12 protein-coding genes are annotated in these 13993 nt (G+C 73.4%); 2 read left to right on the plus strand and 10 right to left on the minus strand.

What is annotated here, in order from left to right:
* Genes SMD20_RS03965 through SMD20_RS03995 form a run of 7 tightly spaced genes read right to left on the minus strand, consistent with a single transcriptional unit; the run spans position 1 to position 8069 of the window.
* Entirely contained in the window at positions 1 to 1596 is a 1596-nt protein-coding gene (locus tag SMD20_RS03965) for an ABC transporter ATP-binding protein (RefSeq protein WP_329574912.1), read from the minus strand.
* On the minus strand, positions 1593 to 2660 hold the full coding sequence (locus tag SMD20_RS03970) for a serine hydrolase domain-containing protein (protein WP_329574914.1): 1068 nt from the start codon (positions 2658 to 2660) through the stop codon (positions 1593 to 1595). The genes SMD20_RS03965 and SMD20_RS03970 overlap by 4 nt, the downstream gene beginning before the upstream one ends.
* The gene (locus SMD20_RS03975) at positions 2657 to 3823 is read right to left on the minus strand and encodes an anhydro-N-acetylmuramic acid kinase (protein ID WP_329574916.1); all 1167 of its coding nucleotides are present in this window, start codon (positions 3821 to 3823) and stop codon (positions 2657 to 2659) included. The genes SMD20_RS03970 and SMD20_RS03975 overlap by 4 nt, the downstream gene beginning before the upstream one ends.
* On the minus strand, positions 3820 to 4719 hold the full coding sequence (gene murQ, locus SMD20_RS03980) for an N-acetylmuramic acid 6-phosphate etherase (protein WP_329574918.1): 900 nt from the start codon (positions 4717 to 4719) through the stop codon (positions 3820 to 3822). The genes SMD20_RS03975 and murQ overlap by 4 nt, the downstream gene beginning before the upstream one ends.
* Positions 4716 to 5543: an ABC transporter permease gene (locus SMD20_RS03985; RefSeq protein WP_329574920.1), complete on the minus strand. Its 828-nt coding sequence runs from the start codon at positions 5541 to 5543 to the stop codon at positions 4716 to 4718. The genes murQ and SMD20_RS03985 overlap by 4 nt, the downstream gene beginning before the upstream one ends.
* Positions 5540 to 6508, minus strand: coding sequence for an ABC transporter permease (locus SMD20_RS03990; protein ID WP_329574922.1), 969 nt, complete (start codon positions 6506 to 6508; stop codon positions 5540 to 5542). The genes SMD20_RS03985 and SMD20_RS03990 overlap by 4 nt, the downstream gene beginning before the upstream one ends.
* Position 6509: 1 nt before the next feature.
* Entirely contained in the window at positions 6510 to 8069 is a 1560-nt protein-coding gene (locus tag SMD20_RS03995; protein WP_329574924.1) for an ABC transporter substrate-binding protein, read from the minus strand.
* An 85-nt stretch (positions 8070 to 8154) separates the two neighbouring features.
* Here SMD20_RS03995 and SMD20_RS04000 point away from each other — a divergent pair, with 85 nt between their 5' ends.
* The gene (locus tag SMD20_RS04000; protein WP_329574927.1) at positions 8155 to 9033 is read left to right on the plus strand and encodes a MurR/RpiR family transcriptional regulator; all 879 of its coding nucleotides are present in this window, start codon (positions 8155 to 8157) and stop codon (positions 9031 to 9033) included.
* A 39-nt stretch (positions 9034 to 9072) separates the two neighbouring features.
* Positions 9073 to 10695 (plus strand): arylsulfatase, encoded by a 1623-nt coding sequence (locus SMD20_RS04005; protein ID WP_329574928.1) that lies wholly within the window; start codon positions 9073 to 9075, stop codon positions 10693 to 10695.
* A 15-nt stretch (positions 10696 to 10710) separates the two neighbouring features.
* On the opposite strand, the gene SMD20_RS04010 is transcribed toward SMD20_RS04005, so the two are convergent.
* The 3 genes from SMD20_RS04010 to SMD20_RS04020 all read right to left on the minus strand — a co-directional run bounded on the left by SMD20_RS04010 (position 10711) and on the right by SMD20_RS04020 (position 13847).
* Positions 10711 to 11247: an NUDIX hydrolase family protein gene (locus tag SMD20_RS04010; protein ID WP_329574931.1), complete on the minus strand. Its 537-nt coding sequence runs from the start codon at positions 11245 to 11247 to the stop codon at positions 10711 to 10713.
* Positions 11248 to 11427: 180 nt separating this feature from the next.
* Entirely contained in the window at positions 11428 to 12849 is a 1422-nt protein-coding gene (locus tag SMD20_RS04015; protein WP_329574935.1) for a rhamnulokinase, read from the minus strand.
* Positions 12846 to 13847 carry a LacI family DNA-binding transcriptional regulator gene (locus SMD20_RS04020; protein ID WP_329574938.1) on the minus strand — a complete coding sequence of 334 codons (1002 nt, stop codon included), beginning with the start codon at positions 13845 to 13847 and terminating at the stop codon, positions 12846 to 12848. The genes SMD20_RS04015 and SMD20_RS04020 overlap by 4 nt, the downstream gene beginning before the upstream one ends.
* Between the last annotated feature and the right edge of the window lie 146 nt (positions 13848 to 13993).

Below are 13993 nucleotides of genomic sequence, written 5' to 3' on the forward strand. Positions count from 1 at the left end.
CTACTCTGTCCCCCCGGGGATGGCGGCCAGCAACTCCCGGGTGTAGCCGTCGGCCGGCCGGTCGAAGATCTCCTCCGTCGTGCCGCTCTCCACGATCCGGCCGCGCCGCATCACGTGCACCTGGTGCGAGATCATCCGGACCACCGCCAGGTCGTGGCTGATGAACAGGTAGCTGAGGCCCAGCTCGCGCTGCAGCTCGCCGAGCAGCTCCAGGATCTGCGCCTGGACCAGCACGTCGAGCGCGGAGACCGCCTCGTCGAGCACCACCAGTTCGGGCGACAGGGCGAGGGCCCGCGCGATGGCCACCCGCTGGCGCTGGCCGCCGGACAGCTCGTGCGGCAGCCGCTCGCCCATCGACGCCGGCAGCGACACCTGCTCCAGCAGGGCGGCGGCGGCCTTGCGGCGCTCGGCCGCGGTGCCGACGCCGTGCACGCGCAGCGGCTCGGTGATCGACTTCTCGACGGTGTAGCGGGGGTCGAGCGAGGCGTACGGGTTCTGGAAGACCGGCTGCACCCGGCGGCGGAAGGCGAACAGCTCGCGCCGCCCCAGCCCGGCCAGGTCGGTGCCGTCGAACCGGATGCCGCCGGCGGTGACCGCCTCCAGCCCGAGCACCAGGTTGGCGGTCGTGGACTTGCCCGAGCCCGACTCGCCGACGATCGCGACGGTACGCCCGCGCGGGATCCGGAAGGACACGTCGTCCACCGCGACCAGTTCCTCGTCCGTGCCGCGCAGCGGGAAGACCTTGCGCAGCCCCTCGACCACGACCAGGTCCTCCGGCGGCGGTCCCGCAGGCTCGGCCACGCGTACCGACGACAGGCTCGGCGCCGCCCCCAGCAGCCGCCTGGTGTAGTCGTGACCGGGCGCGGCCAGGATCTCGGCCGCCGGGCCCGTCTCCACGATCTCGCCCTGGTACATGACGGCCACCACGTCCGCCCGCTCGGCCGCGAGCGCCAGGTCGTGCGTGATGAGCAGCACCGCCGTGCCCATCTCCGCGGTGAGCGCGGCGAGCTGGTCCAGGATGCGCCGCTGCACGGTCACGTCCAGCGCTGAGGTGGGCTCGTCGGCGATGAGCAGCCGCGGCCGGCAGGCCAGCCCCATGGCGATCAGCGCCCGCTGGCGCATGCCGCCGGAGAACTCGTGCGGGTACTGCCCGATCCGCCGCTCCGGATCGGGGATGCCGACCAGGTCCAGCAGCTCCAGCACCCGCGCGCGGGCCGCCCTGCCGGTGGCCGCGCCGTGCACCTCCAGGGCCTCGGCGATCTGGTCGCCGACCCGCATGAGCGGGTTGAGGTTCGACATGGGGTCCTGGGGGACCAGGCCGATGCCCGCGCCGCGGATCGCGGTCATCTCCCTGCGGCTCGCCCGCGCCAGGTCGCGCCCCTCGAACAGGATCTCCCCGGCGGTGATGCGGCCGTTGTCGGGCAGGAGCCGGTTGATCGCGGCGGCCGTGGTGGACTTGCCCGAGCCCGACTCGCCGACGACCGCGACGGTCTGGCCGGGCAGGATGTCCATCGAGACGTTCCGTACGGCGGTGACGTCCTGCTTGCGGGTGCGGAAGGCGACCGACAGGCCGCGGATCTCCAGGAGCGGGGTCATGCGTTCCTCGTCTGTCGCGTGACGGCCTGCAGCAGGCCGTGCCAGAGGTCGTCGGTCGGCGTCGGCACGCCCGTGACGAGCAGGCGGTTGCTCGCCACGACCAGGGCCACGTCCCGGCCGGGGACGAAGCCGATCGCGCAGCCGACGTACCCGGGGTGGCCGAGCACGGTCACGCTCTCGCCGCCCAGGTCGAGGGCGTAGCGGCGGAAGCCGAGCGCCTGCTCGGGGTCGGGGCCGGGGGCGAAGAACTCGCGGACCGTCTCCGGCCGCCACAGACGGTCGTGCTCCTCGTACCGGGACATCGCCAGGCAGTAGCGCAGCAGGTCGGGCACGGTCGAGAAGAGCCCCGCGTGCCCGGCGACGCCGTCGAGGGCGTGGAAGGCGTTGCCGTCGGCCGGCTCGCCCAGCACCGGCCCGCGCCGCCAGCCGGCGAAGTCGGCGCTGCGGTAGGGGACCGGGTACGGGCGGCCGGTGTCGAGCATGGTCATCTCCACCCGGTCGTCGAGCGCGCTCATGGCGACCTCGGTGCCCGTGGGGCGGGCGTAGGTGGTGCGGGTCAGGCCGAGCGGCCTGGTCACCAGCTCGGCCACGGCCCGGTCCAGCCGCAGCCCGGTCACGGCCGAGACGATCCGGCCGAGCAGGATGAAGCCGAGGTCGGAGTAGTGCCGGGCACGGCCGGGCCGGTAGCGGGGCGGCGGCAGGTCGGCCCGCACGTACAGCGGCCACCACTCCCACAGGCCGCCCCGGTGCAGCAGCAGGTCCCGTACGGTGATGGCCTCGTACGAGTGCGGCAGGTACGCGCTCAGCGGCGCGTCCAGGTCCACGAGCCGCTCCGACACCAGCCGGATGAGCGCCGTCGTGGTCGCCACGACCTTGGTGACCGAGGCGAGGTCGTGATGGGTGTCCGGCGTCATCGGGGCCTCGCCGGCCAGCGCCCCGCCCTCCTGGCGCACGGTGCGGTGGCCGGTGCACTCGTCGAGGTCGAACCACGGCGTGCGCGCGGCGGTGATCAGTCCGGGCGGCGGCTCGGGCGGCCGCTCGGCGACGGCCGGATCCGCGCTCATCGGTCCAGCACCAGCGAGCGGGGTGGCACCGTGACCGGCGCGGGCAGCGCCAGCGGTCCCGCGCCGGGGGTCAGCGTGCCGAGGACGCGCGGCGCGGACGCGCCCGTCCCGCCGGGCACCGTGCCGGGCAGGCCATGGAGGCTCAGCCAGCCGATCAGCGCGAACGCGATGGCCTCCTTGTCGTCGGCGGGCGCCCCGTAGGCGTCCGACACCGACACCCGCACGCCGGGCAGGGCCGCGCGCAGGCCGTCCATGACGACCGGGTTGCGGCAGCCGCCGCCGGAGACCACCAGCGTCGCCACCCCTGCGGCCCGCACGTCGGCGGCCACGGTCCGCACGGTCAGCTCGGTGAGCGTCGCCACCAGGTCGGCGTCACTCACGTCATCGTCCGGCAGGCCCGCCAGGGCGGCCTCCACGTAGCCCAGGTGGAACAGCTCCTTGCCGGTGCTCTTCGGCGGGGCCAGCCGGTAGTAGGGCTCGTCCAGCAGCGCCGCCAGCAGGCCGGGGTGCACCCGCCCGGAGGCCGCGATCGCGCCGCCGGCGTCGTAGCCCCGGGGGTCCAGGCCGCGGGCGGTCACCACGGCGTCGATGAGCGCGTTCGCCGGGCCGATGTCGTAGGCGGACAGCCGGCCGTCGCGCAGCACGGTCATGTTCGAGATGCCGCCCAGGTTGAGCGCAGCGGCGCCGTCCTCCAGGCCGCCGAGCAGCAGCCCGTCCAGCACCGACACCAGCGGCGCGCCGTGCCCGCCCGCGGTGATGTCGCGGATGCGCACGTCCGACAGCACCGGCACGCCGGTCCGCTCGGCGATCCACGCCGGCTGTCCGATCTGCAGGGTGCCGCGCGCGTGCGCCCCCTCCACCCAGTGGAACACCGTCTGCCCGTGCGAGACGATCAGATCGACCGGCCCGCCCGCCTCGATCGCCGCCGCCGCGGCCTCGGCGAAGCACTGACCGATGAGCGTGTCCAGCACGCACACCTCCGCCAGCGTCACGGGCGCGGGCGGCAGCGCCGCGAGCAGCCGCGCCCGCAGCTCCGCCGGGTACGGCGTGCTCGCCGTGTGCCCGACCCGGCCGCGCAGCACCTCACCCTCCGGCGTGAAGTCGACGACGGCCACGTCGATGCCGTCGTGCGAGGTGCCGGAGATCATCCCGAGAATCCTCATGCCCGCTCCCCCAGAGCCGTACGCAGCCGCCCGCCGGCCCCGGCCAGCCGCGCCGCGGCCTCCTGGGGCGTCAGGTCGAACCGCGAGGCGACGACCGCCTGCTTGACGTTGAAGCCGTTCTGCCGCAGCGCGGACAGCGCCTCGGCGCGCCCGGCCCCGGTGATCGCGCGCACGATGCGCACGGCCCGCTCGCGCAGCTTGCCGTTGCTCGGCCGTACGTCCACCATCAGGTTCCCGTACGTCTTGCCGAGCCGCACCATGACGATGGTCGAGAACATGTTGAGCACGAGCTTCTGCGCCGTGCCCGCCTTGAGCCGGGTCGAGCCGCTGATCACCTCGGGCCCGACCGGCACCTCGACGGCGTACGCGGCCGCCGCGCCGAGCGGCGTCCCGGTGTTGCAGGCCAGGCCCACGGTCAGCGCGCCGCGCTCGGCCGCCCGCCGCACCGCGGCCACCACGTACGGCGTCCGCCCGCTGGAGGCGATGCCCACGACGGTGTCGAGCGGCCCGACACCGGCGCCGTCGATGGCGGCGGCGCCGGCCTGCTCGTCGTCCTCGGCGCCCTCGCAGGGCGCGACGATCGCCCGCGGTCCGCCCGCGATGATCGCGAACACCTGGTCGGGCGGCGTCCCGAAGGTCGGCGGACACTCGGAGGCGTCCAGCACGCCGAGCCGCCCCGGCGTGCCCGCCCCCACGTAGATCAGCCGCCCGCCGCGCTGCATGCGCTCGGCCGTGGCCTCGATGGCCGCGACGATCTGGGGCAGCGCTCCCGCCACGGCGGCGGGGACGGTGGCGTCGGCCGCGTTCATGGTCGCGGCGAGCTCCGCCACGCTCATCGTGTCGATGCCGGAGAAGCGGGGGTCGGCCGCTTCTGTGGTCAGATTCGTGAGATTCACCGCTTGCCTCGGTTTCGCGGGTCGAGTGTGTCACGCAGGCCGTCGCCCAGCAGGTTCAGCCCCACCACGAGCAGCACGACGACCGCGCCCGGCGCGATCAGCGTCCACGGGGCCACGAACACCAGGCTGCGCGCCTCGAAGATCATCGAGCCGAGCGACGGCGCGGGCGGTGGCGTGCCGAGCCCCAGGAAGCTCAGCGACGCCTCGGTCAGCACCGCCCAGGACAACGACAGGGCGACCTGGATGACGATGATCGAGGTGATGTTGGGGAGGACGTGCCGGAACATGATCTGCGCGCGGCTCTGGCCGGTCGCGACGGCGGCCCTGACGTACTCGATCTCCCTGAGCGACAGCACGGGGCCGCGGGTGACGCGGATGAAGATCGGCACGTACACGATGGCGATGGCCACCGCCACGGTGAACCAGTTGCGCTCCAGCACCGACGCCAGCGACAGCGCCAGCAGCAGCGGCGGGAACGCGAACAGCACGTTCGTCACCCCGCCGATCGCGCCGTCGGCGAGGCCCCGGTAGAAGCCGGACACCAGGCCGCCGAGCGTGCCGGCCACGGTCGCGAACGCCACCGCGACGACCGCGATGAGCGCCGAGTTGCCGACCCCGGCCGCCACCCGGGAGAACACGTCCCTGCCGAACTGGTCGGTGCCGAACAGGTGCGACCCCGACGGCGCGAGGAAGCGCTCCGGCGGGTTCTGCGCGATCGGGTCGTAGGGCAGCAGCCCGAGGAACGACAGCGCCGCCACCACGGCCAGCAGCACCAGGATCACTGTGCCCGACACCGCGGCGGGGCTCCTGCGCAGCGCGCTCACGACGCCCTCACCCGCGGGTCGATCACCCGGTAGAGCACGTCGGTCAGCAGGTTCACCAGCACGAACGCCAGCGCGATCACCAGCACCGTGCTCTGCACCACCGCGTACTCCTTCTGCTGGATGCCGAGCAGCACCTGCCGTCCGATGCCGGGCACGGAGAAGATCTGCTCGACCACGACCGCGCCGCCGAGCAGGTAGCCGAACTGCAGGCCGGTCATGGTGACGATGGGCACGAGCGCGTTGCCGAGCACGTGCCTGACCTGCAGCCGCCGCTCCGGCACGCCCTTGGCGCGGGCGGTGCGGACGAAGTCCTCCGAGCGCACCTCCAGCACCGCCGCCCGGGTGGTGCGCAGGATCGGCGCGGCGATGCCGAAGCCCAGCACGAGCGCGGGCAGGACCATCTGCCGCAGGTTGAGCAGCGGGTCCTCGGCCAGCGTCGCGAAGCCCTGCCCGTTGGGGTTGAAGCCGAACGAGGCGGCGAACACCGACAGCAGCGTGGTGGCCAGCAGGAACGCCGGGATCGACAGCCCGGCGAGGCTCACGACCTGCCCGAGCGCGTCCCGCGCCGCGTTCGGGCGGGAGGCGGCCAGCATGCCGAGCGGCACCCCGATGAGCAGCGCCAGCACGATCGACAGCACCGCCAGCTCGGCCGTCACCGGCAGCGAGCGCAGCGTGAGGTCGAGGACGCTCTGCTGGTTGCGGGCAGAGTAGCCGAAGTTGCCGGTGAACATGTTGCCGAGCCAGGCGAAGAACTGCGTGACCAGGGGCTGGTCGAGCCCGTAGTAGCGCTCCAGCGCCGCCTGCTGGGCCGGGGTGAGCGCGGCGGCCTCGGTGCCGAGGCCCGCGGTGATCTGGTTGCCGGGGATCGCCCGGAGCATGACGAACACGAACACCGCCACCCCGAACAGGGTGCCTGCCGTGCCCGCCGCCCGACGGACGACCCGGTTGCGGAGGAACGCTCTCATGTCAGGAGACGGACGTGGCACGCAGCGACTGGAGCGAGCCGTTGGCCATCGGCGTGAAGCCCTGCACGCCCGAGGTCGTCGCCGTGTAGGTGTAGCCGGAGAACAGCCAGATCCAGGCCGCGTTGTCCTCCAGCTCGGCGGCCACCTGGTCGTAGATCGCCTTGCGGGCGGCCTGGTCGGTGGTCGCCTTGCCCTCGGCGAACAGCTTGTCCAGCTTGTCGGAGCTGTAGCCGGCGACCTTGTTGAGGTTGCCGTCGCTGGTGAAGTAGCGGCCGTAGGAGCCGTCGGGGTCGGGACGGCCGCCATTGAGCGCCACGGCCGCGTCGAAGTCGGCGGCCACCCAGCGGTCCACGAACGCGCCGGACTCCAGCACCTCCAGGTCGAGGTTGATCTTGGCCTCGGCGAGCTGGGCCTTGAGGTTCTGGGCCTCGTTGACGGAGGTGGCGTACTCGCCCTGGGAGACGATGGTCTTGATGGTCACCCCGCCGGACTTGCCGGCCTTGGCGAGGTAGTCGGCGGCCTTGGCCAGGTCGCGGGCGGGGCAGGGCCGCTTGTTCGGGTCCGACTTGAAGGCCGGCGCGGTGTTGGGGCCGGTCACCTCGCCCTCGCCCAGCGCGGCGGTGTCGAGCACCTGCTTGCGGTCGATCGCGCACTGCACGGCCAGGCGCACGTTGACGTCGCCGAGCTCGCCGCGGCGCGCGTTGAGCTGGAGCGCGTGGTAGTTGAGCTGCGGCGTCTTGGCGACGGTGACCGTGCCGCCGCCCTCGGCGGTCTGCGCCACCAGCGGGTCGTTGAAGACGGCGAGCTGCACGTTGCCCGACTGCATGGCCGAGACGATGGACGACTCGTCGGGGATCACCCGGAACTCGACCGCCGGCGACTTCGCCTTCTCCGCGCCCCAGTACGCGTCGTTCCTGGTCAGCGTGATCGACTGGCTCGGCACCCGCTTGCCCAGCTTGAAGGGACCGGTCCCGTTGGGGGTGGCCGACAGCTTCTCCTCGGTGTCGTCGGAGGAGAGCATCGCCATGTTCACCGTGGCCAGGTTGGCGGGCAGCGCGGCGTCCGGGGTGGACAGCTTGAGCACCACCGTGTTCGCGTCGGGCGCCTCGACGGACTTCACCGACGACAGGGAGGCGCGGGCCACGGCCGCGGTCTTCTCGTCCATGATCTTGTCAAGGGAGGACTTGACGTCGGCGGAGTCGAAGGCGCTGCCGTCGGCGAAGGTGACGCCCTGGCGCAGCTTGAGCGTCAGGGTCTTCCCGTCCTCGGAGGCCTCCCACGACTCGGCGAGCCCGGGGACCACGTTGAGGTCCTTGTCGAACTCGGTCAGCGTGCCGTACAGGTTCTGCAGCACGTTGACGGCCTGGAACTGGGTGGCCTTCCAGGGGAACAAGGTGTCCGGGTCGGAGGTCACGCCGACCACCAGCGGCTTGCCGCCACCCGTGCCCTCGGCGCCAGGGGCGGGCCCGGAGGAGTCGGACCCGGAGGAGGACGAGCAACTGGCGAGGGCAAGGGACAGGGTCGCGGCGAGGGCGGCCGCGGAAAGCGCGCCACGGGGCATTGTGGCCTCCTCAGGGGATTGGGTTATAAAATTACCGAGACCCTACCACCAGGGTATTTTCTTTTCCTGACCGGGATGGTTGACGATGGCCGAGGACGCCGGCACCTTGCTGATCCGCATCCGCGCGGCCATGCCCGGCCTGCGCCCGTCCGAGCGGCGCATCGCCGAGGCGTTCGCCGCCGACCCCGCCGCGGCGAACCTGTCGATCGCCGACCTCGCCGCCCGCTGCGCCACCTCGACCACCTCGGTCGTCCGCTTCTACCGGCGGATGGGCTACGCCCACTACAAGGACTTCACCATCGACCTGACCAGGGCGCTGGCCAGAGAGGAGCTGGCCACCTCCGGCCTCGCCGAGGCGCCCGGCGACATCGACCGCAACGACAGCCTGGCCGGCATCGTCTCCAAGGTCGCCATGAACGAGACGCTGTCCATCGCCGACACCGCCCGCTCCCTCGACCTGGACGCCCTGGCCCGCGCGGTCGAGGTGATCGGTGCCGCCCGCCGCATCGACACCTTCGGCGTCGGCGCGAGCGCCCTGGTGGGCCTCGACCTGCAGCAGAAGCTCTCCCGCATCGGCCGCACCGCGATCAACTGGCACGACGCCCACTCCGCGTGGACCTCGGCCGCCACCCTGGACGGCACCTGCGTGGCGGTGGCGGTCTCGCACAGCGGCGCCACCGTGGACACCGCCGAGTTCCTGGCCATCGCCCGCAGGTCCGGCGCGGCCACGGTCGCGATCACGAACTTCCTGGACTCGCCGCTGGCCCGCGCGGCCGATGTGACCCTCACCACGGCCGCCCGCGAGACCGCGTTCCGCTCCGGGGCGCTCGGCAGCCGCATCGCCCAGCTCATGGTGGTGGACTGCCTGTTCACCGGGGTCGCCCAGGCGTCCTACGACAAGTCGATGGCGGCGCTGCGCGACACGTACGCGGTGGTGCACCCGAGGGCGGTCAAGCGCGGGTAACGGTGGGCGGCGGGCCGCGACGTCCGATATGGTCCCGTCGTGATCAACGGGCCCTCCCGCCGCGCTCTCTTCGCCGGAACCCTCGCCGGCCTCGCCGCTTCCCCGTCGTCGCCCGCCTCCGCGACGGCCAGGGGCGGCTTACCCTTCCGTCCCAACATCCTCGTCATCCTCGCCGACGACCTGGGATGGGGAGAGCTCGGCAGTTACGGCCAGCGCCTGATCAGGACGCCCAACCTGGACCGGATGGCGGCCGAGGGCGTGCGTTTCACCGACGCCTACGCGGGCGCCCCTATCTGCGCCCCCTCCCGCTGCGCGCTGCTCACCGGGCTGCACGCCGGGCACGGCACCGTACGCGAGAACCCCGGAGGCGGCCCCCAGCACGCGCTCACCGCCGCCGACCTCACCTTCGGCGAGCTGCTCAACCTGTCCGGCTACCGCACCGCCTGCATCGGCAAGTGGGGCTTCGGCCCCGACCGCGCCGGGCAGCCCTCGCACCCCAACGAGCGCGGCTTCGAGGAGTTCTACGGCTACATCGGCCACAAGCACGCCCACCAGTACTTCCCGAAGTACCTCTGGCACAACGACGAGAAGGTCGGCCTCGACGGCCGGCAGTACGCGCCCGACCTGTTCCGTCGGCGCGCCGTCAGCTACATCGAGCAGCACCGCGACGAGCCGTTCCTGCTCTACTACCCGACGAACCTGCCGCACGCGCCGAGCGCGGTCCCCGGCGACGCCGGCCCTTACGAGAGCCGCCCCTGGAGCGACGCCAACCGCCGGCACGCCGCCCAGATCACCCGCCTGGACCGGGACGTCGCCGCGCTGACGGGCGCGCTGCGCGACAACGGGCTGGCCGGGCGCACGCTGGTGCTGTTCCTCAGCGACAACGGCCCGCACCACGAGCAGGGCGTGACGCCCGACCTGTTCGACGCCAACGGCCCCTACCGGTCCGGCAAGCGCGCGATGTACGAGGGCGGCCTCCGCGTCCCGATGATCGCCTGGTCGCCCGCCCTGCGGCCCCGGGTCGTCCGCCAGCCCGTGGCGGGCTGGGACCTGATGCCGACGCTGGCCGACCTCGCCGGGGTGCCGGTGCCCGCCCGGCTCGACGGCGTCTCCTTCCGCGGCCTGCTCACCGGCGCGAGCGCGCCCCGGCACAAGCACCTCGTCTGGAACCGGCCGGGGAAGGCGCAGGCCATCCGCCGCGGCCGGTGGAAGGCCGTGCGCATCGCCCCGGACGCCTCCGGGACCCGGCCGGAGCGCGTCGAGCTGTACGACCTGACCGCCGACCCGGGGGAGCGGCACGACCTCGCCGCCGCCCGCCCCGAGCTGGCCGCCGAGCTCGCGGCCACGCTCGACGCCGAGATCGGGGACGACCCGCGCATCCCGTACGGGCTGCGCAGCGAGGTCGTCGGCGACGAGCTCGTGGTCACCCTGGAGAACGGCTCCGGCGTGCCCTGGAGCGACGTCGTGCTCGGCGTGGACGGCCCGCGCAAGGCCCGCGCGACCAAGGTGGAGCGGGTCGAGCCCGGCATGGCGATCTCGGTCGGCTTCCCGCTGCCCGCCGCCGGCCCCGGCCGTGCGGTCGCCCGCGCCGCGTTCAGGGCGCTCGGCCGCTCACAGCTCTTCCGCCGCCCGCACGCGAGGAGCGCCCTGGCCTCCCGCTGACCTGCCCGCGACGGGTCAGGACAGCCGGCCCACATGGGCGAGCGCCTGCTTCAGCAGCACGCCCTGCCCGCCCGTCATCTCCTGCTGCACCGCCGGGGAGCCCGCCTCCTCCGGCGTGAACCACACCAGGTCGAGGGCGTCCTGCCGGGGCCGGCAGTCGCCCGCGACCGGCACGATGTAGGCCAGCGACACCGCGTGCTGGCGCGGGTCGTGATAGGGCGTGACGCCCGGCGTCGGGAAATACTCGGCGATCGTGAACGGCTGCGGCGACACCGGGATCCGCGGCAGCGCCACGGGGCCGAGGTCCTTCTCCAGATGACGCAGCAGCGCGTCGCGGACCCGCTCGTGGTGCAGCACCCGGCCCGAGACGAGCGCCCTGCTGACCGTGCCGTCCGACGCGATGCGCAGCAGCAGGCCGACGTGGGTGACCACGCCGTATTCGTCGACCCGCACCGGCACGGCGTCGACGTAGAGGATCGGCATGCGGCCGCGTACCGACTCCAGCTCTTCCGGTGACAGCCAGGCGGGCGTCGTTTCGGTCTTTTCGGTCATTGCTTGATCGTACGGCCTAGGTCCTCAGCGCCGTGCCCTGACCGGTGGCAGCAGGGTGCGCCCGGCCAGCCACGACGCCGTGCAGACGGTCAGCACGATGCCGAGGAACGGCAGATAGTGGACGATCTTCTTGTTCATGCTCCGACTTCTGCCCGGCCTTTCGCGGCGGGAAACGGCCGGTCAGGGCGCCTCGGGGAAGACGCGGGCGGCGGCCTCGTCCCAGGCGCGGGCGTCGCCGGAGGGCTCGTAGCGGCGCAGCGGCCCGGCCGCGGCCACCAGCGCCCGCATCTCGTCCAGGCCGGACACCAGCCCGGCGGCGCGCGCCTGCACCAGCACGTTGCCGAACGTCGTCGCCTCGGCCGGTCCTGCCACCACCGGCAGGCCGCAGGCGTCCGCGGTGAGCCGGCACAGCAGCTCGTTGCGCGAGCCGCCGCCCACCAGGTGGACGACCTCGACCTCGCGCCCCGACAGCTCCATGGCCTGCCGCACCGCCCGCCGGTGCCCGAGCGCCAGGCTCTCCAGCACGCACCGCACGTAGCCGGCCTCGGTGACCGGCGGGGTCTGCCCGGTGCGGCGGAGCTCGGCGGCGATCCGGGCCGGCATGTCGCCCGGCGGCAGGAACACCGGCTCGTCCGGGTTGACCACGGCGGCGAAGGGCGGCTCGCCGGCCGCCGCCTTCAGCAGCTGCCCCAGGTCGGCGCCCTGCCAGGCGCGCAGGCACTCCTGCAGCAGCCACAGGCCCATCACGTTGCGCAGGTAGCGTACGGTGCCGTCGATGCCGGCCTCGTTGGTGAAGTTCGCCGCCCGGCTCTCCGGCGTCAGCACCGGCTCCGGCAGCTCCACCCCGGCGAGCGACCAGGTGCCGCAGGAGACGTAGGCGAAGGCGGGGCCGGTCGCGGGCACGGCGGCCACGGCCGAGGCGGTGTCGTGCGAGCCGACCGCCCGCACCGGGGCCGACCAGCCGAGCTCGGCGGCCACGTCGGGCCGCAGCCCGCCGATGTCCTCGCCGGGCTGACGCAGCGGCGGGAACAGCCGGGCGGGCAGCCCCAGCCGCTCGATCAGCGGGTACGCCCACGTCCTGCCGCGCACGTCGAGCAGGCCCGTGGTGGAGGCGTTGGTGACCTCCGCGCCCATCTCGCCGGTCAGCCAGTACGCCAGCAGGTCCGGCACGAGCAGCATCGTGGCCGCCCGGTCGAGCCGGTCGGCGAGCAACTGGTAGACCGTGTTGAACGGCAGCACCTGAAGCCCGTTGGTCTCGTACAGCGTCTCCGCGCCGACCTCGGCGGCCACCCGCTCGGCCACGCCCTGGGTGCGGTCGTCGCGGTAGTGCACCGGGTTGCCGAGCAGCGTGCCGCTCTCGTCGAGCAGGCCGTAGTCGACGGCCCAGGAGTCGACGCCGATGGAGGAGACCGGCCCGGCGGCGCGCAGCCCGGCCAGAATCTCCCGGTAGAGGCCGAGGACGTCCCAGTGCAGCCGGCCGGCCACGCGGACCGGGCCGTTGGGGAAGCGGTGGGCCTCGGTCAGCGTGAGGCCGCCGGACAGGTCGGCCAGCATCACCCGGCCGCTGGAGGCACCGAGGTCCACGGCGGCGAAACGGCTCATTGGGTGGACTCCCTAGCGACGAGCTCAGGCTGGAACATGATGTGCTGGTGTGCGTGCGTGTCGGGGTTGTCGCACTCGTCCAGCAGCAGCTCGGTGGCGATGCGCCCGAGCTGATAGGTCGGCTGCCGCATCGAGCTCAGCGACACCGTCGAGGCGGCGGCGAAGTCGATGTCGTCGTAGCCGATCAGCGCGACGTCCTCGGGCACCCGCACGCCGGCGCGCAGCAGCGCCCGCAGCACGCCGAGCGCGAGCAGGTCGTTGGCGCAGAAGACGGCCTCGGGCAGGTCGCCGGCCAGCAGCTCGGCGGCGGCCTTCTCGCCCGCGCGGGCGGTCATCGTGGCCGCCTCCACGACGCGCAGCTCCGCCGGGTCGAGCCCGGCGCCGCGCAGCGCCGCCCGCGCGCCGTCGCAGCGCTCCACGCACTGGCGGATGGTCAGCGGGCCGGTGACGCAGGCGACGCTTCGCGCTCCCCGGGCCAGCAGGTGCGCCACGGCGGCCCGGCCGCCGGCCACGTCGTCGACGGCGACCGCGCACTGGTCGGGCCGGTGCGCGGGATGGTCCACGAGCACCACGCTGATGCCGTGCTCGCGCAGCCGGTCGATCCGGCCGGGATCCTCGCCGGACGGGGTGATCAGCACGCCGCGCACCCGGTGCTCGGCCAGCACCCGCAGGTTGCGGTCCTCCTTGTCGGGGGAGCCCGCCGAGTTGCCGAGGATCACGGCGTAGCCCAGGTCGCTCGCGACGTCCTCGACGCCGGCGGCGACCTCGGTGAAGAACGGGTTGCCGATGTCGATCACGCTCAGGCCGATCGTCCTGCTGTGCCCGGCGCGCAGCGTCGAGGCCGAGCCGTGCCGGACGAACCCCAGCTCCTTGATGGCCGCCTCGACGCGCTCCCTGGTGGCGGGGGCGACCTTGCCCGGCCGGTTCAGGACGTTGGAGACCGTGCCGGGGGAGACGCCGGCGTGCGCGGCGACGTCCTTGATGCTGACCATGGCCATGACGCCTCATTAAAACGTACCAACCGGCGGGGCGCCAGTCAGCGCGCCGATCCCGGACGGCGCCGCCCGCCGACGTCGCGGTCTTGCTGGTAAAACGTTCCACCTCCGGGGAGAGTCGCTCTCTCCATTGAACGGCGGCATTGAAT

Source organism: Nonomuraea sp. LP-02 (assembly GCF_036289125.1).
GTDB lineage: Bacteria > Actinomycetota > Actinomycetes > Streptosporangiales > Streptosporangiaceae > Nonomuraea > Nonomuraea bangladeshensis.